Source organism: Achromobacter sp. GD03932 (assembly GCF_029839485.1).
GTDB classification, from domain to species: Bacteria; Pseudomonadota; Gammaproteobacteria; order Burkholderiales; family Burkholderiaceae_B; genus Achromobacter; species Achromobacter bronchisepticus_A.
Window position 1 is genome coordinate 54,999 of the sequence record NZ_JAOCAT010000021.1, and the last position, 21,759, is coordinate 76,757.

The 21,759-nt window shown below is 67.8% G+C and carries 22 protein-coding genes; 12 read left to right on the plus strand and 10 right to left on the minus strand.

Annotation, left to right across the window (positions count from 1 at the left end; all coding sequences use genetic code 11):
• Positions 1 to 2: 2 nt before the first annotated feature.
• Positions 3 to 635: a molybdopterin adenylyltransferase gene (gene mog, locus N5C88_RS19735; RefSeq protein WP_118932809.1), complete on the minus strand. Its 633-nt coding sequence runs from the start codon at positions 633 to 635 to the stop codon at positions 3 to 5.
• 280 nt (positions 636 to 915) lie between these two features.
• On the opposite strand from mog, the gene N5C88_RS19740 reads away from it, so the two are divergent.
• From N5C88_RS19740 to N5C88_RS19755, 4 genes are all read left to right on the plus strand, one after another.
• Entirely contained in the window at positions 916 to 2,043 is a 1,128-nt protein-coding gene (locus N5C88_RS19740) for a D-alanyl-lipoteichoic acid biosynthesis protein DltD (RefSeq protein ID WP_118932798.1), read from the plus strand.
• 13 nt (positions 2,044 to 2,056) lie between these two features.
• Entirely contained in the window at positions 2,057 to 2,182 is a 126-nt protein-coding gene (locus tag N5C88_RS19745) for a hypothetical protein (protein ID WP_262422096.1), read from the plus strand.
• 104 nt (positions 2,183 to 2,286) lie between these two features.
• A complete protein-coding gene (locus tag N5C88_RS19750; protein WP_059379480.1) occupies positions 2,287 to 3,762 on the plus strand; it encodes an inorganic phosphate transporter in 1,476 nt (491 codons plus the stop codon).
• A 97-nt stretch (positions 3,763 to 3,859) separates the two neighbouring features.
• Positions 3,860 to 4,513, plus strand: a complete 654-nt coding sequence (locus tag N5C88_RS19755; RefSeq protein ID WP_059379481.1) for a DsbA family protein — start codon at positions 3,860 to 3,862, stop codon at positions 4,511 to 4,513.
• A 16-nt stretch (positions 4,514 to 4,529) separates the two neighbouring features.
• Here the strand turns inward: N5C88_RS19755 and N5C88_RS19760 are convergent, their stop codons facing one another.
• The 5 genes from N5C88_RS19760 to N5C88_RS19780 are packed head-to-tail and all read right to left on the minus strand — an operon-like array spanning position 4,530 to position 7,564.
• A complete protein-coding gene (locus N5C88_RS19760; protein WP_059379482.1) occupies positions 4,530 to 5,144 on the minus strand; it encodes a glutathione S-transferase family protein in 615 nt (204 codons plus the stop codon).
• 42 nt (positions 5,145 to 5,186) lie between these two features.
• Positions 5,187 to 5,534 (minus strand): AzlD domain-containing protein, encoded by a 348-nt coding sequence (locus N5C88_RS19765; protein ID WP_059379483.1) that lies wholly within the window; start codon positions 5,532 to 5,534, stop codon positions 5,187 to 5,189.
• Entirely contained in the window at positions 5,531 to 6,244 is a 714-nt protein-coding gene (locus N5C88_RS19770; RefSeq protein WP_280016061.1) for an AzlC family ABC transporter permease, read from the minus strand. Before N5C88_RS19770 ends, N5C88_RS19765 begins: the two co-directional genes overlap by 4 nt.
• 55 nt (positions 6,245 to 6,299) lie before the next feature.
• On the minus strand, positions 6,300 to 6,617 hold the full coding sequence (locus N5C88_RS19775; protein WP_118932810.1) for a chaperone modulator CbpM: 318 nt from the start codon (positions 6,615 to 6,617) through the stop codon (positions 6,300 to 6,302).
• 2 nt (positions 6,618 to 6,619) lie between these two features.
• Positions 6,620 to 7,564, minus strand: a complete 945-nt coding sequence (locus N5C88_RS19780; RefSeq protein ID WP_059379485.1) for a DnaJ C-terminal domain-containing protein — start codon at positions 7,562 to 7,564, stop codon at positions 6,620 to 6,622.
• Between the two features lie 192 nt (positions 7,565 to 7,756).
• Between N5C88_RS19780 and N5C88_RS19785 the strand changes: the two genes are divergently transcribed.
• The 8 genes from N5C88_RS19785 to fabI all read left to right on the plus strand — a co-directional run bounded on the left by N5C88_RS19785 (position 7,757) and on the right by fabI (position 15,416).
• On the plus strand, positions 7,757 to 8,248 hold the full coding sequence (locus N5C88_RS19785) for a GNAT family N-acetyltransferase (protein WP_280016062.1): 492 nt from the start codon (positions 7,757 to 7,759) through the stop codon (positions 8,246 to 8,248).
• A 53-nt stretch (positions 8,249 to 8,301) separates the two neighbouring features.
• Entirely contained in the window at positions 8,302 to 8,631 is a 330-nt protein-coding gene (locus N5C88_RS19790; RefSeq protein ID WP_054451523.1) for a DHCW motif cupin fold protein, read from the plus strand.
• Between the two features lie 101 nt (positions 8,632 to 8,732).
• Positions 8,733 to 9,368: a glutathione transferase gene (gene yfcF / locus N5C88_RS19795; protein ID WP_059379487.1), complete on the plus strand. Its 636-nt coding sequence runs from the start codon at positions 8,733 to 8,735 to the stop codon at positions 9,366 to 9,368.
• A 17-nt stretch (positions 9,369 to 9,385) separates the two neighbouring features.
• Complete coding sequence (locus tag N5C88_RS19800; protein ID WP_059379488.1) at positions 9,386 to 9,781, plus strand: VOC family protein; 396 nt, start codon at positions 9,386 to 9,388, stop codon at positions 9,779 to 9,781.
• A gap of 182 nt (positions 9,782 to 9,963) precedes the next feature.
• Positions 9,964 to 12,345 carry a DUF3141 domain-containing protein gene (locus N5C88_RS19805; RefSeq protein WP_280016063.1) on the plus strand — a complete coding sequence of 794 codons (2,382 nt, stop codon included), beginning with the start codon at positions 9,964 to 9,966 and terminating at the stop codon, positions 12,343 to 12,345.
• Positions 12,342 to 13,286, plus strand: a complete 945-nt coding sequence (locus N5C88_RS19810) for a phosphate acetyltransferase (protein ID WP_059379490.1) — start codon at positions 12,342 to 12,344, stop codon at positions 13,284 to 13,286. Before N5C88_RS19805 ends, N5C88_RS19810 begins: the two co-directional genes overlap by 4 nt.
• A gap of 175 nt (positions 13,287 to 13,461) precedes the next feature.
• Positions 13,462 to 14,646 (plus strand): acetate kinase, encoded by a 1,185-nt coding sequence (locus N5C88_RS19815; protein ID WP_059379491.1) that lies wholly within the window; start codon positions 13,462 to 13,464, stop codon positions 14,644 to 14,646.
• On the plus strand, positions 14,643 to 15,416 hold the full coding sequence (fabI, locus tag N5C88_RS19820; RefSeq protein WP_059379492.1) for an enoyl-ACP reductase FabI: 774 nt from the start codon (positions 14,643 to 14,645) through the stop codon (positions 15,414 to 15,416). Before N5C88_RS19815 ends, fabI begins: the two co-directional genes overlap by 4 nt.
• Before the next feature lie 36 nt (positions 15,417 to 15,452).
• Here the strand turns inward: fabI and N5C88_RS19825 are convergent, their stop codons facing one another.
• From N5C88_RS19825 to tkt, 4 genes are all read right to left on the minus strand, one after another.
• Positions 15,453 to 17,141 (minus strand): SulP family inorganic anion transporter, encoded by a 1,689-nt coding sequence (locus tag N5C88_RS19825; RefSeq protein ID WP_251881101.1) that lies wholly within the window; start codon positions 17,139 to 17,141, stop codon positions 15,453 to 15,455.
• Positions 17,142 to 17,298: 157 nt separating this feature from the next.
• The gene (locus N5C88_RS19830; protein WP_118932804.1) at positions 17,299 to 18,495 is read right to left on the minus strand and encodes a phosphoglycerate kinase; all 1,197 of its coding nucleotides are present in this window, start codon (positions 18,493 to 18,495) and stop codon (positions 17,299 to 17,301) included.
• A 95-nt stretch (positions 18,496 to 18,590) separates the two neighbouring features.
• Positions 18,591 to 19,601, minus strand: a complete 1,011-nt coding sequence (gap, locus tag N5C88_RS19835; RefSeq protein ID WP_013395726.1) for a type I glyceraldehyde-3-phosphate dehydrogenase — start codon at positions 19,599 to 19,601, stop codon at positions 18,591 to 18,593.
• A gap of 14 nt (positions 19,602 to 19,615) precedes the next feature.
• Positions 19,616 to 21,652: a transketolase gene (tkt, locus tag N5C88_RS19840; protein ID WP_059379495.1), complete on the minus strand. Its 2,037-nt coding sequence runs from the start codon at positions 21,650 to 21,652 to the stop codon at positions 19,616 to 19,618.
• Positions 21,653 to 21,759 lie beyond the last annotated feature (107 nt).

The following is a 21,759-nucleotide window of genomic DNA, read 5'->3' on the forward strand; positions in this document are numbered from 1 at the left end:
GATCAGGCCTGCGGCGCGCGGCGGGCCGATTTGGGGCGGAAGGCCGCGATGATTTCCGGCCGGGTTTCGGCGTACGGGCCGCCGATAAGATCGATGCAATAGGGAATGGCGGCGAAGATGCCCGGCACCAGCACGGATCCGTCCTCGCCCTTCAGCCCTTCCAGCGTTTCGCGGATGGATTTGGGCTGGCCGGGCAGGTTCACGATCAGGGCGGCGTGGGCGGGCGTTTCCCGGATGACGGCCACCTGGCGCGACAGGATCGCGGTGGGCACGAAGCGCAGGCTGATCTGGCGCATCTGTTCGCCGAAGCCGGGCATTTCCTTGGTGCCGACGGCGAGCGTGGCTTCGGGCGTGACGTCGCGGCGCGCCGGACCGGTGCCGCCGGTGGTCAGGACCAGGTCGCAGCCGCAGCCGTCCACCAGTTCGATCAGCGTCTCGGAAATGCGCGCGGGTTCGTCGGGGATCAGGCGGTCCACCGCCTGCCAGGGCGAGGCCAGGGCGCCGCCCAGCCATTCGCGCAGCGCGGGCAGCCCCTGGTCCTGATAGGTGCCGCTGGAGGCGCGATCGGAAACGGACACCAGGCCCACGATCAATTCGTCGGGGTGCTTGCGGGCGATACGGGTAGTGGCGGTCATGGGCTGCGCAATCTTGGTGAGGAACATTCGGGCGGCGCGGATGCGGCCGCGGGCGGGGTCAATCATGGAAATCCAGAAGAGGCCCGCCAGAGCGATGCTATCGCATTCCTTCCCTGCGGGATTGGCGGCGGCGGGCGGCGCGCGAGCCGCGGACCCTGTGGCAAAAAGGCGAATTGCGCTCTGGCCCCGCTTTCCCGCGCTTGTTCCGGTCATGCCCGCTCGATAACATCCGCTAACAAACCTGTCCAATAGAGAGGGCCCCGCGCGGCATTGGTTCCCCATGTTCAAACGCACACTACGGCAGCATGCGCTGGCGGCGGCGCTGGCCCTGGCCGCGGCGGCCGCCGCCGGATGGGGCGCGCTGCACTCCCTGGCGCTGAAAACAGAACCCGTGCCGGCGGCCGCGCCAGGCATCTACATCCCAAACCTGGGCAACACGCTGCAGGAACAGACGCGCAACCTCTCCCGCATGAGCCAGGCCCTGCGCACGGGTGACCGGCTGGTGATCCTGGGTTCGTCGGAGCTGACCAGCAACGACCTGCGCTTCGTGCCCTACCGCTACCTGGCCGACGAATTGCAGATGCCGGTCCTGGCCTATGGCCATTCGGGCTTCCAGTCGCTGGGCATGCAACTGGTGCTGGCGGCGATGGCCGAGGACCTGTCGCCGGCCTCGCGCGTGGTGGTGATGCTGTCGCCGGGCTGGTTCGACGGTGAAGGCGGACTGGGACCCGACGAGTTCAAGGAGCACGCCAATCCGCTGCTGCCGCGCCTGCTGCGGCAGCCCGAAGGCCGGGCGGAGGTGGTCCGCTGGCTGCAGGCCAAGGGCGACGCGGGCGTCGCCTGGTCCATGGCGGCGGAACAGGCCTACGTCTTCCGCCAGCGCCTGGTCGACCTGTGGGCGCCCGCTGCCCATGCAGCGCCTGCCCCCGAACGTGAACGCGAGGGGCCGCCCGCGGCCGCCCGCGTGGTGGATTGGGAAGCGCTGGCCGCCGAGGCCCAGGGCGCCGAACAGGCCCTGATGGGCGGCAACCGCTATGCCGTGCGCGACGAGTTCTTCAATAAGTACCTGCGCAGCATCCCCGAAGGCGGCAAGACCGCCTATCTGCCCCAGCCGCTGACCGGCCGCGACGAGCTGCGCGAGCTGGACGCGCTGATGGCGCTGCTGCGGCAGCGCGGGGTCAATGCCCTGTTCGTCATGCAACCGCTGCATCCCCTGGTGTTCAAGGACCTGGACCGGTTCGGCCCCGTGCAGCGGGAAGTGGCGGCGCTGTGCCAGCGCTACGCCATGCGCTGCATGGACATGTACAGCGCGCCCTTCGAAGTGGGGACGCTGCGGGACGTGCAGCACCTGGGCGAACTGGGCTGGCTGCGCGTGAACCAGAAGATCGCGGAAGTTTTCTACCCATGAAGGAGGGCCGGCAATGAAACGAACCCTGTGGCTGTGCCTGCTCTATCTGGGCGTCCTGGCGGTGATGATGATCCAGGCGGATACCTCGGCGAACCTGGGCAAACCGATGGAAATCGAGTTCCAGTATTCGAAATTCTGACCCCGGGCGGGGTTGGCTGGCCGCACTTGGTAGCCGCAAGCAACCAGTGACAGGTCACAAATCTGCAATAATCGGCTCCTCTCGCCGGAACCTCCCCCGCCTCCATGTTCGACCTCTTCCACGGCCTAGACCTCTGGGTTGGCCTCAGCCTTGCGCTGGCCCTGACATTCGTCCTGGCCTTCGAATTCATCAACGGATTCCATGACACGGCGAACGCCGTGGCCACGGTCATCTACACCAAGGCCATGCCGCCGCATCTGGCGGTGGTGCTTTCCGGCATATTCAACTTCCTGGGCGTGCTGCTGGGCGGCGTGGGCGTAGCCTATGCCATCGTGCATCTGCTGCCGGTGGAACTGCTGATCAACGTGGATACCGGCCGCGGGCTGGCCATGGTGTTCGCCATGCTGGCCGCGGCCATCGCCTGGAACCTGGGCACCTGGTACTTCGGCATTCCGGCGTCCAGCTCGCACACGCTGATCGGCTCGATCCTGGGCGTGGGCCTGGCCAACGCCCTGATCACCGACCTGCCGCTGGCGGACGGCGTCAACTGGGGCAAGGCCATCGACATCGGCCTGTCGCTGGTGGTGTCGCCGGTGGCCGGCTTCCTGGTGGCGGGCGGCCTGCTGCTGGCGCTCAAGCGCTGGCTGCCGCTGTCGAAGATGCACAAGACGCCGGAACAGCGCCGCGCCATCGACAACAAGAAGCATCCGCCCTTCTGGAACCGTCTGGTGCTGGTGCTGTCCGCCATGGGCGTGAGCTTCGTGCACGGCTCCAATGACGGCCAGAAAGGGATCGGCCTGATCATGCTGGTGCTGATCGGCATCGTGCCCGCCAACTTCGTGCTGGACACCAACAGCACCACCTACCAGATCGAGCGCACCCGCGACGCCGCCAACCACCTGAACGTGTTCTACCAGCGCAATGAAGCCATGCTGGGCGAATACCTGGCGCTCAAGCGCGTGGACGCGACCACCGAGCTGCCGCGCAACTTCCGCTGCGATCCCGAACTGACCATGCCGACCATCGCCGCGCTGCAGGCCGACCTGCACGGCGTGTCCAACTACGCCGACCTGCCGGCCGAGAAGCGCATCTCCGTGCGCCGCTACCTGCTCTGCCTGGACGACACGGCCAAGAAGGTCGCGCGCATCGAAGGGCTGCCGGCCCGCGAACGCGCCGACCTGCAACGCCTGCGCGCCGACCTGACGGCCACCACCGAATACGCTCCCTTCTGGGTGATCGTGGCAGTCGCCCTGGCGCTGGGCGCGGGCACCATGGTCGGCTGGCGCCGCGTGGTGCTAACGGTGGGCGAGAAGATCGGCAAGCAGGGCATGACCTATGCGCAGGGCATGTCCGCGCAAGTCACCGCGATGGGCGCCATCGGCATCGCCAACGTCTTCAGCCTGCCGGTGTCCACCACCCACGTGCTGTCCTCGGGCGTGGCCGGGACCATGATCGCCAACAAGAGCGGCCTGCAGGGCAGCACCGTGCGCAACATCCTGATGGCCTGGGTGCTGACCCTGCCCGCCTCGATGCTGCTGGCCGCCGGCCTGTTCTGGGTCGGCGTGCAGATCGCCGGTTGATACTGAGCGGCCGTGCAGGCAATCTGCACGGCCGATGCAACACTCTGGCTACCCCGCCAGGCTTTCTCCGGGGCAGGCCCGCGTCTACCATGACGCCATGGCTACCTCAAATCCCACCCTGCATTACATTTTCGACCCGCTCTGCGGCTGGTGCTATGGCGCCGCGCCGCTGGTGGAGGCGGCTCGCGCCGTCCCCGGCCTGGACATCGCGCTGCATGGCGGCGGCATGATGACGGGCGGCAACCGCCAGCCGGTCACCGACAGGCTGCGCCGCTACGTCATGCCGCATGACGAACGCATCGCCGGCCTGACCGGCCAGCCCTTCGGCGACGACTACTACAACGGCCTGTTGCGCGATGAGGGCGCGGTGTTCGATTCCGAGCCGCCCACCACCGCCATCCTGGCCGCGCAGACGCTGGCCGGCCGCGGGCTGGACCTGCTCAAGCGCATCCAGCGCGCGCACTACGTGCAGGGACTGCGCATCGCCGATCCCGCGGTGCTGGCCTCCCTGGCCGCCGATATCGGCCTGGACCCGGAAGCCTTCCGCGCTGCCTACGCCGCGGCGCAGGGCGCCGAAACCGCCGCGCACATCGCCGCCAGCCGCAGGCTGCTGGCGCAGGTCGGCGGCAGCGGTTTTCCCACCCTGGCGCTGGAACGCGATGGCATCTGCGAAATGCTGGAGCCCAGCCGCTACCTGGGCCGTCCCAAGGAATGGCAGGCAGCCCTCAGCGCCCGCATCGGGCGCGGTTGAAGCCTGAAGCGCCGCTTCAGGCTTCCTCGATGTCCCCGTCGCGCTGCAAGGCGCGATGCATGGCTGGCCGGTCGCCCAGCCGTTCCGCATAGGCGGTGAACACGGGCGTCTCGGGCATGACCTTCACCTGCATCATGTATTGCAGGGTGCCGCCCAGCACGATGTCCGCCGCCGAGAACCGGTCGCCCAGGAAGAACGGCCGCGCCTGCAAGACCCGGGTCAGCACCTGTTCGACCTCCTCGGCCGAACCCCAACCCAGCGCGCCGCCCGGATGCGGCGTCTTGAAGGCGCGCTCGGCCATGGCGGGCTCGAATACGCCGGTGGAATACGCCAGCCAGGTCAGGTAGGGACCGCGCAGCGGATCTCCCACCACCGGACCCAGCCCCGCTTGCGGGAACAGATCGGTCAGATAGAGGGCGATGGCGGGCGTCTCGAACACGGGCACGCCGTCATGCACCAAGGCTGGCACCTTGCGGTGCGGGTGGATGTCGATGTAGTCCGAGGGCATGTGGCCCGCGCTGTCGGTGCCGCGGATGGACACCATTTCGGTGTCGTAAGGCACGCCCAGTTCTTCGAGCAGCCAGAGTATCCGGAACGAGCGCGAGCGCGGCGCATGATAAAGCGTAAGCATGGTCGGCCTCCGTGGAAGTCCGACCATTTTGCCCCGCTGGCCTTACGCCGCCAAGGCCAGCAACACCCCGTATCCCGCCATGCCCAGCAACACCGCGACGCCAGCATTGCTGACCAGGCGGGCTGCCACGGCGGTCACGACCAGACCGCCCACATAGGGACCGAGGTTCGCCGCCTGGTCGCCGGCGGCCAGGAGGTCAGGCACGATCACCGCCGCCGCGATTCCCGCCAGCAGCGATGGCCCCAGCGCGGCCAGCGCCGAGCCTTCGCGCGACAGGTGGCGCAGCAAGCGGCTGCGCTCGGACAGCATGAAGGGCAAGGCGCGCGTCAAATAAGTGATGGCCGCCATGGCGATCACCGCGCCCCAGAAACCCAGTCCGTCAGTGTTCATGCGGACCTCCTCAGCCGATACGCCGCGCAGCCGATGACCGCGCCGGCCAGGATCGCCAGGCTGGTATGGCCCAGCGCGGCCACGGCCCCGGCTCCGGCTACTGCCGCGACGATGGGCAGGCCCATGCCGCGCTTCGCGCTTTGGCATACCAGGGCCATGAACAGCGCGGGCAGCGCAAAGCGCATCACCTGGGACAGCATGGGGTAGTGGCGCTCCAGGCCGTCTCCCGCGTAGACGCCGACGGCCGTGCCGGCGATCCAGGTCAGCCACGCGCCCAGCCCCAGCGCGATCATCCAGCGCTGGCGGCCCGCGGGCTCCACGGTCTGCAAACGGTTGAAAGCCGTGGCGAAGACTTCATCGGTAAGCAGGAAGGCGACCTTCAGGCGCTCATTCAGCCCCGCCGGCAGGAAACGCGACAACAGCGGGCCGTACAGCAGATGGCGGGCATTGAGCAGCGAACACAGCGCCACCACCCACAGCCACGGGGTGCCGGCCTTGATGGAAGCGAGCAGCAGGAACTGGCTGGCGCCGGCATAGACCAGCACGGAAATCAGTACCACTTGCAGGGGCGACAGGCCCGCGGCCACGCCCGCGATGCCGAAAGTCACGGCCACCGGGAAGTAGCCGATCATGACGGGCAGGCAGGATTTCAGGCCGTCGATGCGGGCGCTGCCCGAAAGCGCGGGCGCGGGGGCTGGAGGGGTCTGCAAGATGTTCCGCTGGGCTTCTTCAACAACCAGCTAGTTTACCTACCCGCGCGCAGCCCTACTTGTCCTCCAGGCCCAGCGCGCGCAGTTGCGCCTTCAGGCGGCGGACTTCCTGGCTCAGGTCCAGGATCAGCGCGGCGGCGTCCAGCCCGGCGCCGTAATCCCGCACCAGGCGGCGCGCATCCAGCGCCCGCTGCAGGTCGGTGCTGTAGAAGCGCCATTCGGCGGGGCCCTGGCCGCTGGCGTTGACGATGCCCACTTCGACCAGCCGCACGACCCATTCGACTTCCTCGCCGCAGGCGCGGGCCAGGTCGTCGGCGGAAAGCGGCCGGGACTTGCCCACGACCGTGGCGGTGGTGACGACTATTTTTTTCATGGTCATACCCCCAGGTGGCGCCGCGGATTGAAGGGCAGGTCCTGCCGCAGCTTGCGGTAGGCCTCCTTGGCCGCTTCGCTATCGGCGGGCGGCAACACCAGGTCCAGCACCAGGTAGAGATCTCCGGGGGGATCGCCCGGAATGCCGCGGCCGCGCAGGCGCAGCTTGCGGCCGTTGGCGGACCCCGCGGGGATCGACACTTCGACCGTGCCGCCCGGCGTGGGCGCATGCGCGCTGGCGCCCAGCGCGGCTTCCCATGGCGCCACCGGCAGCGTCATGTAGAGGTCGCGGCCGTCGACGCGGTAGCGCGGATGCGGCTTGAAGCGAACTTCCAGATAGAGGTCGCCGTTCTCGCCACCGCCATAGCCAGGCATGCCCTGCCCGGCCAGCCGGATGTACTGGCCTTCGCGCACGCCGGCAGGAATGCGCACGCTGAGCGTGCGGGTCTGCATGTGGGGACGGCCCTGCTCGTCCATCTGCATGGAACGCAGGCTGATGTCGCGCGTGGCGCCCTTGAGCGCGTCTTCGAGGTCCACCTCGATCGCGGCGTGGTGGTCCTCGCCGCGCGCGCGGAATTCCTGTTGCCGCTGCGCCCCGCCGCGCCGGTTGCGGCCGCCGAACAGCGAAGAGAAGAACTCGCTGAACTGCGCCTCGTCGCCGGGCGCGGCGCCGCGGTGGAACTCGAAGCCTTCGTCCCAGCCGGGGGGCGGCTGGAAGCTGCCCTCGGGCGAGACGCCAGCGGCCAGATTGTCGTAGGCCTGGCGCTTTTCCTTGTCGCGCAGCACGTCATAGGCTTCGTTGACGTCGCGCATGCGCGTTTCGGCGTCGCTTTCCTTGCTGACGTCGGGATGGTACTTGCGAGCGAGCTTGCGGTAGGCGCGCCGGATGTCGTCTTCTGAGGCGTCCCGCTCCACGCCCAGCATGCTGTAGTAGTCCTTGAACTCCATGTGCAGCCCTTGGCAAAGCGTTGCGGCCGCCTCCGGTTGCGCCGGGTCCGGCCTGGGATATCAAGAAGATAGGGGTTATGGCGCGATTTTTCAATGCGCCTTGTCAGGCGTCCGGCATCGCGCATAATGTCCGGTTGCCGGCGCTTGCAGGCGCCCGCCCCGATCACGGCTAGCCCACAGGAACAAGAGATCGTGCTGGAAATCATCGACGCAGACTTCAACAACCCCGAACACGGCCGCCAGGTGCTGGCCATGCTGAACGAATACGCCAGCGGCCCCATGGGCGGCAACGCCCCCCTGCCCGCCTACGCGCAGCAGAACCTGATCGCCGAGCTGGCTCGCCGCCCCACAGCAAGGGCGCTGCTCGCCCGCATCGACGGCGAAGCCGCGGGCGTGGCAATCTACCTCGAGGGCTTCTCCACTTTCGCCTGCCGCCCGCTGCTCAATCTGCACGACCTGGGCGTGGCGGAAAAATTCCAGGGCCGGGGCGTGGGCAAGGCCCTGCTGTCGGCGCTGGAAGAGCGGGCGCGTGATCTGGGCTGCTGCAAGATCACCCTGGAAGTGCTGGAAGGCAACGCGGTCGCCCAGGGGCTGTACCGCAAGCTGGGGTTCGAAGGCTATGCCCTGGACGAAACCACCGGCCGCGCCATGTTCTGGCAGAAGAAGCTGCCAGCACTGGCGTAGTCTCTGTTTCTTACCGGACGTCATCGCGTCCGCACCACCACGCAGGAATCACCATGAAGATGAGCAACATTCCCTTCGGCACCACCGACTGGTCCGAGGTCGAGCGCACCGAGCACGCCGGCGAGACCGGCATGGCCTATTGGCGCACCCGGCAGTTCGGCGACCTGCGCGTGCGCATGGTCGAGTACACGGCCGGCTACCTGGCCGACCACTGGTGCAGCAAGGGCCACATCCTGTTCTGCCTGGAAGGCGAACTGCACACCGAACTGGAAGACGGCCGGCAATTCGTGCTGACGCCCGGCATGAGCTACCAGGTCGCCGACCAGGCCGAGCCGCACCGCTCCTCCACCGCCACCGGCGCCAAGCTCTTCATCGTCGACTGAGGCCCCGCCGCGACAGGCCGGCCGCAGATGCGTTACGCTTTGACGTATCCGCGGCCTGCTGCCGCGGCGCATGTTGTTACTGTCAGACCGGAGACTAGATTTTGGGCGCCCCGCTTACGCTATTCGTCGATTCCCTGTTCCTCAGCCCCTACGCCATGTCGGCCTATGTGGCGTTGACTGAAAAACAGCTGCCGTTCGAGGTGCGCCCCATCGACCTGGAAGCCGGCGAGCAACGCATGCAGCCCTACCAGAGCCGCGCGCTGACTTCCCGGGTGCCGGCATTGACGCATGCGGATTTCAGCCTGACCGAATCGACCGCCATCACCGAATACCTGGAAGACGCCTTTCCCGCCCCGGCGCACGCCGCGCTGTATCCGCGCGACCTGCGCCAGCGCGCCCGCGCCCGCCAGTTGCAGGCCTGGCTGCGCAGCGACCTGGGCGCGCTGCGCCAGGAACGTCCCACCGAAACCGTGTTCTACGGCGCCGCCGGCCTGCCGCTGTCGGATGCCGCCCATGCCGCCGCGGCCAAGCTGATCCACGTGGGCACCCATCTGCTGGGCGCGGGCCAGACCTCGCTGTTCGATGAATGGTGTATCGCCGACACCGACCTCGCGGTCATGATCAAGCGCCTGTTCCAGGACGACCTGCCCGACGCCCTGCGCGCCTACGCCGAGGCCCAGTGGCAGCGTCCCTCCGTCCAGAAATGGCTGGAGCACAACACCGCCGCGCGCTCCTGAACCGCCCGGGAGGCGCGATGCAACTGCTGGATCACGTCTCCATCGCCGTTTCCCGCCTGGACGCCGCCCGGCCCTTCTATGACGCCGTCATGCTGGCCCTGGGCGCGGCCAAGGTCTATGACCGCCCCGACGCGCTCGGCTATGGCGAACGCTGCCGTGCCGGCAGCAGCCAGCACAGCTATCTCTCCGTATTCGCCGACGACGCAGCCGCCCCTGCGGCGCGCCGGCACTGGTGCTTCAAGGCGCCCAGCCGCGCCGCCGTCGACGCCTTCCATGCCGCCGGCTTGGCGCACGGCGGACGCGACGACGGCGCCCCGGGCTTGCGCGAGCACTACCATCCGCAGTACTACGCCGCCTTCCTGCTGGACCCTTGCGGCAACCGCATCGAAGCAGTCTGCCACCACCCTGATTGAACCGCTGCCCGGCTGACCGGTCCTAAAGGGGACAGATAAATCGGCCATGGGTTGACCTGCATCAAGACGCTTGATGTTGCACCGCAACAACCGTTGCGGTGTAATGGGGAGGTCAACTCGGCCGGTTCCACTCTGAATCGGCGCGGCGGTCCGCCGCCGCAAGCAACCTACAGGAGATCGCCATGGCCGGATCCGGCAACGATCGCGTACCCGCCCCACCCTTCAACCCCTGGACGGCCGCCTACGAATATGCGGTGGACGCCTGGCAGCGCGGCGTGCTTTACGCCGATGTGATGCGCCAGCGCGGCAACCAGTACCACGAGCACATGGCCAAGCGCGCGCCCAACGTGCTGAGCATGGAGTCCGAACTGGTGATGGACGGCCGCTGTCTGCCGCGCCCCGTCAACTACGGCCTGCTGCGCATCAAGCCGCCGGAAGGCGTGGAAACCGACCCGATCAAGCGCCCCTTCCTGGTGGTCGATCCGCGCGCCGGACACGGCCCCGGCATCGGCGGCTTCAAGCCCGAAAGCGAGATCGGCGTGGCGCTACGCGCCGGCCATCCCTGCTACTTCGCCACCTTCCTGCCGCAGCCCATGCCGACCCAGACCGTCGAGGACGTGATGATGGCCGAGGCGCGCTTCCTGGAAGAGATCATCGCGCTGCACCCCAACGCCGAAGGCAAGCCGGTGGTGGTAGCCAATTGCCAGGCCGGCTGGCAGATCATGATGACCGCCGCGGTCCGCCCCGAACTGTTCGGCCCCATCATCGTGGCGGGCGCGCCGCTGTCCTACTGGGCGGGCTGGCGCGGCATGAACCCCATGCGCTACGCCGGCGGCCTGCTGGGCGGCAGCTGGCTCACCGCCCTGACCAGCGACCTGGGCGACGGCAAATTCGACGGCGCCTGGCTGGTTCAGAACTTCGAGAACCTGAATCCGGCCAACACTCTGTGGTCCAAGCAGTACAACCTGTACTCCAACGTCGACACCGAGGCCAAGCGCTACCTCAGCTTCGAAAAATGGTGGGGCGGCCACGTCTTCCTGAACGGCCCGGAAATCCAGTACATCGTCGACAACCTGTTCGTCGGCAACCGCCTGGCCACCGCCGGCCTGGTGACCTCGGACGGCATCCGCATCGACCTGCGCAACATCCGTTCGCCCATCGTGGTGTTCTGCTCCAAGGGCGACAACATCACGCCCCCGCCGCAGGCGCTGGGCTGGATCCCCGACCTGTACCAGAACGAATCCGAAGTGCTGGCGCATGGCCAGACCATCGTCTATGCCGTGCATGAAAGCATCGGCCACCTGGGCATCTTCGTGTCCGGCAGCGTGGCGCGCAAGGAGCATCAGGAGTTCACCTCCAACATCGACATGATCGACGTGCTGCCGCCGGGCATCTACCAGGCGGAGATCGCCGACAAGACGCCCGACACGCCCAACGCCGACCTGGCCTATGGCAACTACGTGCTGTCGTTCGAGCAGCGCAGCCTGGACGACGTGCGCGCCATCGTCGATCGCAACGAAGAGGACGACCGCCGCTTCGCCGCCGTCGCCCGCATTTCCGACATCAACCTGGGCATGTACCGCAGCTTCGTGCAGCCCTGGCTGCGCGCCCTGGTAACGCCGCAGTCGGCGGAATGGTCGCAGCGCCTGCATCCGCTGCGCCTGCCCTATGAGCTGATCTCCGACCGCAATCCAGCCATCGCGCCGATTGCGCAAGTCGCCGAACAGGTGCGCGAACACCGCCAGCCGGTATCGGCCGACAACCCATTCCTGATGGCCCAGGAAATGTTCTCGAACCTGATCGAGACCAGCCTGAACATCTGGCAGGAGCTGCGCGATTCTGCCGACGAACGCACCTTCATGGGCGTTTACGGTTCGCCGCTGGTGCAGGACCTGGCCGGCCTGGGCGCGCGTTCCGGCCCGCCGCGCAAGCATCCGGGCGTATCGCCCGAGCACCGCCGCTTCATGGAAGAGCGCGCCGCCGAGCTGCGTTCGCTGATGCTGGAAGGCGGCCTGCGCGTGGCTGCGATCCGCATGCTGCTGTATGTGTCGGGCGCCGAAGGCGGCCTGGACGAACGCAGCTATGCGCTGATCCGCAAGATGCGCGCCGAATCCGACACCGCGCTGTCGTTGCAGGAGTTCAAGGACATCATCCGCGATCAGGCCTTGATGATGACGCTGGACGCGGCCGGCGCCATCCAGGCCATACCGCATCTGCTGGAAGGCGCGCCAGCCTCCGCGATCCGCGAAACGCTGGACACCATGAAGCACGTGCTGGAGGCTGCCGAGCCCCTGAGCGAGGCCGCCCGCATCAGCCTGGACGAAATGGAACGCATCTTCGAGTACGCCGAGCGCCGTGCGCAGAAGCGTGACGAGGCTCAGCAGCCCGCGCCCAGGAAAACGCCGGCCGTTGCGCGCAAATCGGTGCGTGCGGCGGCGGCCAGGCATGAAGCGCCCTCGGCCACGGCCGAGCCGGCCGTCCCGGTGCGCGCCAAGAAGCGTAGCGCCTCCGCCAAACCCGCCGCGCGTCCCGCGCGCAAATCCGCCAAGGCGAAATCCGCATGACGCTGCCCCCCACCACCCATTACGACAGGCTCATCGCGCGCGCGCAGACGCTGACGCCCGCGCATTGCGCCATTGCACATCCCTGCGACGAACCCTCGCTGTCGGCCGCGCTCGAAGCGCGCGACCTGGGCCTGCTCAAGCCCATCCTGGTGGGCCCGGAGCAGAAGATCCGCGCCGTCGCCGCCGAGCACAAGCTCGACCTGGGCGATGCGCGCATCGTCGACGTGCCGCACAGCCACGCGGCGGCCGAATGCGCCGTCGCCCTGGTGCGCAGCGGCGAGGCCGAATTGCTGATGAAGGGCAGCCTGCACACGGACGAACTCATGCATGAAGTGGTGGCGCGCAACACCGGGCTGCGCAGCAGCCGGCGCATCAGCCACGTCTTCATCATGGAAGTGCCGACCTACGCCGAACCGCTCTTCATCACCGACGCGGCCATCAACATCTTCCCGGACCTGGAAACCAAGGCCGACATCATCCGCAACGTCATCGACCTGCACCACGGCCTGGGCCTGGGCGAGCCGCGCGTGGCGATCCTGTCCGCGGTCGAACAGGTCAATCCCAGCATCCCCAGCACCATCGAAGCCGCCGCGCTGTGCAAGATGGCCGACCGCGGCCAGATCGAGGGCGGCCTGCTGGACGGCCCGCTGGCGCTGGACAACGCCATCAGCCCGGACGCCGCGCGCATCAAGGGCATACGCTCGCCGGTGGCCGGCGTGGCCCAGGTGCTGGTGGTGCCCGACCTGGAGGCCGGCAACATGCTGGCCAAGAACCTGACCTTCCTGGCCAACGCCGAGGCCGCGGGCATCGTGCTGGGCGCGCGCGTACCCATCATCCTGACCAGCCGCGCCGACAGCCCCCGTTCGCGCCTTGCTTCCTGCGCGGTTGCGGCCATCTACGCGCACCACCTGGCCCAACAGCAGGCCCGCCCGCTGGTGTAATGGAACCCACCCCCTACCCGCTTGCGCGGGCCCCCTCAAGGGGGCGGCGCAGGCGGACCGGCGGAGCCGGATCCGCGGCGCCCCGGATCAAGACCGGCACACATAGCGCGGACTACGGCATTCTTCTCGCCGTTAAGTACGCGTACAACTTGCCTCAACACGGAATCACAGCGACATGAGCGACACCATCCTCGTCATCAACGCCGGCAGTTCCAGCATCAAGTTCTATCTGTACGACATCGACGGCGCGCAGGAGCTGGCCCCGCGCCTGGGCGGCCAGCTCGAAGGCATAGGCACCTCGCACCCGAAGCTGAAAGTGCGCGACGCCGCCGGCCAGACCCTGGTCGAACGCGAGATCGCGCCCAGCCACGCGCCCGACGTGCCCAACGGCCAGGAAGTCGTCGGCACCTGGCTTAGCGGCCACCTGGGCGGCGCCCCGCTGGCGGTAGGCCACCGCGTGGTGCACGGCGGCCCGGATCTGTCCGAGCCGGTGCTGATCGACGACGCCATCCTGGCCAAGCTCGACACCTTCACGCCGCTGGCGCCGCTGCACCAGCCGAACAACCTGGCGCCGATCCGCGTGATCCGCGAGCGCCGGCCCTGGATTCCGCAGGTCGCCTGCTTCGACACCGCGTTCCACCGCAGCCACTCCGACGTGGCCGACCGCTACGCCCTGCCGGAACGGCTGTACCAGGAAGGCGTGCGCCGCTACGGCTTCCATGGCCTGTCCTACGAATACATCGCGCAGCGCCTGAAGAAAGCGCTGCCGGACATCGCCGACGGCAAGATCATCGCGGCCCATCTGGGCTCGGGCGTTTCGGCCTGCGCCATGCAGCACGGCAAGAGCGTGGACAGCACCATGGGCTTCACCGCGCTGGAAGGCCTGCCCATGGGCACCCGCCCCGGCCGCCTGGACCCGGGCGTGGTGCTGTGGATGATGGAACGCGGCATGACCCACGACGAGATCGAGCATCTGCTCTATCACGACTGCGGCATGAAGGGCCTGTCCGGCATCAGCAACGACATGCGCGAACTGCTGGCCAGCGACGCGCCCTCGGCCAAGCTGGCGCTGCAGTATTTCGCCTGGCGCGTGGCCGAAGGCATGATAGGCCTGGCCTGCGCCATGAACGGCGTGGACGGCATCGTCTTCACCGCCGGCGTGGGCGAGAACTCCGCCGAGATCCGCCAGGCCATCAGCGAGCACTGGGGCTGGCTGGGCATCAAGCTGGACCCGGAACGCAACGCCCGCCATGGCCCCCGCATCTCCGCCGACGACAGCCGCATCGGCGTCTACGTGGTGCGCACCAACGAGGAACTCATCATCGCCCAGCACACGCTCGAACTGGTGAGGCAGCGATGAGCGCGCTCCTGCCGCTGGCGGGCAAGCGCGGCCTGGTGACGGGTATCGCCAATGCGGATTCGATCGCCTGGGGCTGCGCCAAGGCGTTTCACGCCCTGGGCGCGGAATTGGCCGTGACCTACCTGAACGACAAGGCCTTGCGGCATGTGGAGCCGCTGGCCCGCCAGGTGGAAGCGCCCCTGCTCTTGCCGCTGGACCTGATGCGCGAAGGCCAGCTGGAGGCCGTGTTCGACAGCGTGGCCGCCGAATGGGGTCAGCTGGACTTCGTGCTGCATTCCATCGCCTTCGCCCCGCGCGACGATCTGCACGGCCGCGTGACCGACTGCTCGCGCGAAGGCTTCCTGCAGGCCATGGACGTATCCTGCTGGTCCTTTATCCGCATGGCCAAGCTGGCCGAGCCGCTGATGCGCAACGGCGGCGCGTTGTTCTGCATGAGCTACTACGGCTCGCAGATGGTGGTCGAGCACTACAACATGATGGGGCCGGTAAAGGCGGCGCTGGAGTCCGCCACCCGCTACCTGGCGGCGGAACTGGGCCCGCAGGGCATACGCGTGCACGCGATATCGCCGGGGCCGCTGAAGACGCGCGCCGCTTCGGGCATCGCCGAATTCGACGCGCTGCTGGACCGCGCCCAGGCCAAGGCGCCCACGCGCAGCCTGGTGTCCATCGACGACGTGGGCGAAGCCACCGCCTGGCTCGCCACCGATGCCGCCCGCCGCATGACCGGCCAGACGATCTATATCGACGGCGGCTATCACATCATCGATTAAGGGGGGCGTCTGGCCGGGGCGCCTTGGCTGGGCGCGCTAGCCCAGCGCCGCGGGCGGCGCCTGGCGCCAGCGTTCGATCGCTTCCACGGCCTGCTCGGGGCTGCCGAAGATCTTGTCGCGACCGATCTTCTTGACCAGGCCGGAGCGCTCCAGCGCGGTGCGGAACTGGCCATGTCCGCCCGCCACCAGCAGCGTGATGCCGCGCTCGTCCAGCTCGTGCTTCAGTTCATACAGCGCCTCGACCGCGTCGGCGTCGGCCTGGGTCATGGCTTCGGCGTCCAGCACGAACCAGCGCACGTCGCCCGCCTGCTCGATGACCTCGCGCGCGCGGCGGCGGAAGGCGTCGGCGTTGAAGAACCACACCGAGGACTCGAACAGCCAGATCACCGTACCCGGCACCGGCTGGGCTTCGGGATTCAGGTGCAGCTTGCCCAGCACCGTTTCCCCGGGCAGCCGGCCCAGCAAGGCATCGCGCGGATTGCCCGACACATACATCGCATACAGCAGCGTGGCGCCGACCGACACCGCCACGCCCTGCAGCACGCCAAAGCCCACCACGCCCACCGCGGCCAGGATGCCGAAGGCCAGCTCGATGCGCGAAATACGTGCCAGGCGCATGAAGGCATGGCCGTCGAACAGGCTGATGGCGGCCAGCAGCAGGATGGCCGACAGCACGGCCTGCGGCAGCCAAAACAGCGGCCCGCTCAAAAGGCTCACCACCACCGCCAGCGCCACCGCCGCGGTGACGCTGACCAGCGGCGAGGAACCGCCCGCCACCAGCCCCACCGCCGTGCGCGAGTCCGCGCCCGTCACCACGAAGCCCTGGAACAGGCCCGCCGCCATGTTGGCCGCGCCAAAACCCACCAGCTCGCGGTTGGGATCCACGTGTTCGCCCGTGCGCGCGGCAAAGCTGCGCGCCGTCACGATGCCGCTGGAAAAGCTGACAACGAGCACCCCCGCCGCGCCCAGCAGGATGCCGTCCACGCCCTCCAGGCGCACCGGCAGGCTCAGGGCTGGCAAGCCCGCAGGCACCTCGCCCACGACGGCGATGCCCAGGCCAGGAAAGTTGAACAGCCAGGACAGCACGCAGGCCAGCACCACCAGCAGGATGGGACCGGGCCAGTTCGGCCGCCAGCGCTTGACCGCCACCAGCAGCGCGCAGGACGTCAGGCCCAGGATCAGGGTAGGAATCTGGATTTCGGGCAGGCGCCGCGACAGCTCCAGAAAGGGATGCACCAGGCCGCTGTTGCGCAGGCCCACGCCGGTCAGGCCGCTCAACTGCGACAGCGCCAGCGTGATCGCCACGCCCGCCATGTAGCCGATCAGCACCGGCCGCGACAGCAGGTTGGCCAGCACGCCCAGCCGCAGCGCGCGCGCGATCAGGCAGCCCACGCCCACCGTCAGGGCGATGCCGGTGGCGGCCACCAGCCGCTCTTCCGGCGTGGTCAGCGCCATGCCGGTCAGGGTGGCGGCGATCAGGGTGCAGGTGGCCGTATCCGGCCCGACGATCAAGGTGCGCGACGAGCCGAACAAGGCGTAGCCCAGCATCCCGGCGATGGCCGCCCACAGGCCCGCCACCGGCGGCACGCCCATCATGGCGGCATAGGCCAGGCCCACCGGCAGCGCCACCGCCGCCACGCTCAGGCCGGCGGTGATGTCGCGCCGCGCCGATTCCCGGGTGATGCCGCGGAAATTGTTGAGGCCGGGAATGAAGCGTAGGTTCATGGTGCTGCGGAGAAATCGGGGATGAAGCGAGCGCGAGGCGCGCCAGATTGCGCCAAGGCTACACCAAGCCAGCCAAACCGGGGCGGCCGGGATCAAGGCGCCGACATAAAAAAAGCCGCCCCATCGGGGCGGCTTCGGTCTTGCATGGCTAGCCGTATTACTTGGCGTAGCGCGCTTCCAGCACGGCCACGGCGGGCAGGGTCTTGCCTTCCAGGAATTCCAGGAAAGCGCCGCCGCCGGTCGAGATGTAGCCGACCTGCTCGCCGATGCCGTACTTGGCAATGGCGGCCAGGGTGTCGCCGCCGCCGGCGATCGAGAAGCCTTCCGATTCGGCGATCGCGCGCGCCACCACCTCGGTGCCGTTGGCGAACTGGTCGAACTCGAACACGCCCACCGGGCCGTTCCAGACGATGGTGCCGGCCTGCTTCAGGATATCGGCCAGTTGCGCCGCGGTCTTGGGGCCGATGTCCAGGATCATGTCGTCGTCGGCCACGTCTTGCGCCGCCTTGACGGTGGCTTCGGCGTCGGCGCCAAAGGACTTGGCGCACACCACGTCCACCGGAATCGGCACGGCGGCGCCGCGCTGCTTCATGATGTCGATCACGGCGCGCGCCTGGTCGACCTGGTCGGGTTCAGCCAGCGACTTGCCGATGGACAGGCCGGCAGCCAGCATGAAGGTGTTGGCGATGCCGCCGCCCACGACCAGCTGGTCGACCTTGTCGGCCAGCGACTGCAGGATCGACAGCTTGGTCGATACCTTGGAGCCGCCAACGATGGCGACCAGCGGACGCTTGGGTTCGTGCAGCGCGCGGCCCAGGGCTTCCAGTTCGGCGGCCAGCAGCGGACCGGCGCAGGCCACGGGCGCAAAGCGCGCGATGCCGTGGGTGGTGGCTTCGGCGCGATGGGCGGTGCCAAACGCGTCGTTGACGTAGACGTCGCACAGCGCGGCCATCTTCTTGGCCAGCGTTTCGTCGTCTTTCTTTTCGCCGACGTTGACGCGGCAGTTTTCCAGCAGCACGACCTGGCCATGATCGACCTGGACGCCGTCGACCCAGTCGCGCACCAGCTGCACCGGCATGCCCAGCAGTTCGGACAGGCGCTGGCCGACCTTGGCCAGCGAATCGGCTTCGGTCAGCACGCCTTCCTTGGGACGGCCCAGGTGGGAGGTGACCATGACGGCCGCGCCGGCGTCCAACGCCATGCGGATGCCAGGCACCGAGGCGCGGATGCGGGTGTCTTCGCTGATGCGGCCGGCGTCGTCGAACGGCACGTTCAGATCGGCGCGGATGAACACGCGCTTGCCGGACAGGGCGCCGGACTTGGCCAGCGCGGACAGAGTGTTGACCTTGGACATATTTGGATTCCTACGATGGGCGTACAAAGGGGACGAACCCATTTTCCGCGTACGCGGAAAACAAATCCGTCCCCTCTATGGACTAGCCGTGTTGCTTACTTGGCCGACATCAGCGCGACGGTGGTGTCGAGCATGCGGTTCGAGAAGCCCCACTCGTTGTCGTACCAGGACGAGACCTTGACCAGGCGGCCCGAAACCTTGGTCAGCGACGCGTCAACGGTGCTGGAGGCCGGGTTGTGGTTGTAGTCCACCGAAACCAGGGGCTCGGTGTTGTAGTCCAGGATGCCCTTGAGCTCGCCTTCCGAGGCGGCCTTCAGGATGCCGTTCACTTCTTCGGCGGTCGTGTCGCGGCTGGCCACGAACGACAGGTCGACCAGCGACACGTTGATGGTCGGGACGCGGATGGCGTAGCCGTCCAGCTTGCCGTTCAGTTCCGGCAGCACCAGGCCCACGGCGGCGGCAGCGCCGGTCTTGGTGGGGATCATGCTCATGGTGGCCGAACGCGCGCGGCGCAGGTCTTCGTGGTAGACGTCGGTCAGGACCTGGTCGTTGGTGTAGGCGTGGACGGTGGTCATCAGGCCGTTTTCCAGGCCCAGCTTGTCGTTCAGCGGCTTGACCAGCGGGGCCAGGCAGTTGGTGGTGCACGAAGCGTTGGAGATGACGGTGTCGGTAGCCTTCAGCACGCCGTGGTTCACGCCGTACACGATGGTGGCGTCGACATCCTTGCCGCCGGGGGCCGAGATGATGACTTTCTTGGCGCCGCCCTTGATATGCGCGCCGGCCTTTTCCTTGGTCGTGAAGAAGCCCGTGCACTCCAGCACCACGTCGACCTTCAGCTCGCCCCAGGGCAGCTCGGCCGGATTGCGGTTGGCCAGCACGCGGATCTTGTCGCCGTTGACGACCATGAAGTCGCCGTCGACTTCGACGGTGCCCGGGAACTTGCCGTGGGCGGTGTCGTAGCGCGTCAGGTGAGCGTTGGTCTTGGGATCGCCCAGGTCATTGATGGCGACGATTTCGATATCGTGCTTCTTGCCACCTTCGTAGTGGGCACGCAGGATGTTGCGGCCGATGCGACCGTAACCGTTGATGGCGACGCGAATGGTCATGACTAAGCTCCTTTTTACAAAACTTGCTTGACGGTCTCGGCCACCTTGTCGGCGGTCAGCCCGAAGAACTTGAACAGTGCGCCGGCCGGCGCGGATTCACCGTAGCGGTCGATGCCGACGACGGCGCCTTCCAGGCCCACGTACTTGTGCCAGAAGGCGGTAACCCCGGCTTCGACAGCCACCCGCGGCAGGCCCTTGGGCAGCACGGATTGCTTCCAGGCGGCGTCCTGGCGGTCGAACACGTCGGTGCTGGGCATGGAGACCACGCGCACGGCGATGCCTTCCTTGGCCAGCTGCGCCTGCGCGTCCAGCGCGATGGCGACTTCCGAACCGGTGGCGATGATGACGGCGCGGGCGCCTTCGGCATCGCGCAGCACATAGCCGCCGCGGGCGATGGCGTCCACGGTGGCGGCGTCGCGCGGCACGAACGGCAGGTTCTGGCGCGACAGCAACAGGGCCGTGGGGCCGCCGTCGTGCACGTCCATGCCGATGCTGGTCGGGCGCGTCACGGCCGCGTTCCAGGCCACGGCGGTTTCAGCCGTATCGCAAGGACGCCACAGCGACAGGTTGGGGATCAGGCGCAGGCTGGCCGCGTGCTCGATGGACTGGTGGGTCGGGCCGTCTTCGCCCAGGCCGATGGAGTCGTGGGTGAACACGTGGACCACGCGCTGCTTCATCAGCGCGGCCATGCGGATGGCGTTGCGCGAGTAGTCGGAGAACGTCAGGAAGGTGCCGCCGAACGGCAGGTAGCCGCCGTGCAGGGCCACGCCGTTCATGATGGCGGCCATGCCGAATTCGCGCACGCCGTAGTTGATGTGGCGGCCGAACTGGATGCCCTTATCGCCGGCGCGGACGGCGGCAACGCCCTTCCAGTCGGTGAAGTTGGAGCCGGTCAGGTCGGCCGAGCCGCCCAGCATTTCCGGCAGCAGCGGCGCCAGCGCGGTGATGGCGAACTGCGACGCCTTGCGGGTGGCGACGGTTTCGGCCTTTTCCAGCGTGGCGTCCAGGAACGCCTTGAACTGTTCGGCGTAGCCGGCGGGCATTTCGCCCTTCATGCGGCGCTTGAATTCAGCGGCTTCGGCGGGGAACTCGGCGGCGTAGGCGTCGAACGCGGACTGCCATTCAGCCTGGGCGGCTGCGCCCTGCTTGCGGCCATCCCAGCCGTCGTAGATGTCTTGCGGAATCTGGAACGGTTCCGACGACCAGCCCAGCGCGGCGCGGGTGGCGGCAATCTCGTCCTTGCCCAGCGGCGCGCCGTGCACGTTGTGCGTGCCGGCCATGTTGGGCGAACCCTTGCCGATGACGGTGCGGCAGACGATCAGCGTGGGCTTTTCCGATTGCGAGCGCGCGGCCTTGATGGCGGCGTCCACGGCGGCGACGTCATGGCCGTCGATGCCGCGGATCACGTTCCAGCCGTAGCCTTCGAAGCGCTTGGCGGTGTCGTCGGCGAACCAGTGTTCGACGTGGCCGTCGATGGAAATGCCGTTGTCGTCATACAGCACGACCAGCTTGCCCAGCTTCAGCGTGCCGGCCAGCGAGCAGACTTCGTGCGAGATGCCTTCCATCAGGCAGCCGTCGCCGGTGAAGGCGTAGGTGTGGTGGTCGACGATGGCGTGGCCGGGCTTGTTGAATTCAGCAGCCAGCAGCGCTTCGGCCAGTGCCATGCCCACGGCATTGCCCAGGCCCTGGCCAAGCGGGCCGGTGGTCGTTTCCACGCCCGGGGTGATGCCCACTTCGGGGTGGCCCGGCGTCTTGGAATGCAGCTGGCGGAAATTCTTCAGCTCTTCGATCGGCAGGTCGTAGCCGGTCAGGTGCAGCAAGGCGTAGATCAGCATCGAGCCGTGGCCGTTGGACAGCACGAAGCGGTCGCGGTTGGCCCAGGCGGGATCCTTGGGATTGTGACGCAGGTTGCCGGCCCACAGGGCTTGGGCGATTTCCGCCATGCCCATGGGAGCACCCGGATGCCCGGAGTTCGCTTGTTGCACGGCGTCCATCGCGAGGGCGCGGATGGCATCCGCCAAGGCAAGTTTAGGGGCGGTCGGATTGCTCATTCGGAAGGCTCTTTGAAGCTGGCGGGCCTACGGTCAAAATAGGGGCCAGTTGAGTAGGTTGCGAAGCATGGGATTTTAGCATCCAGGGGTTTCCCCGACGCCATCGG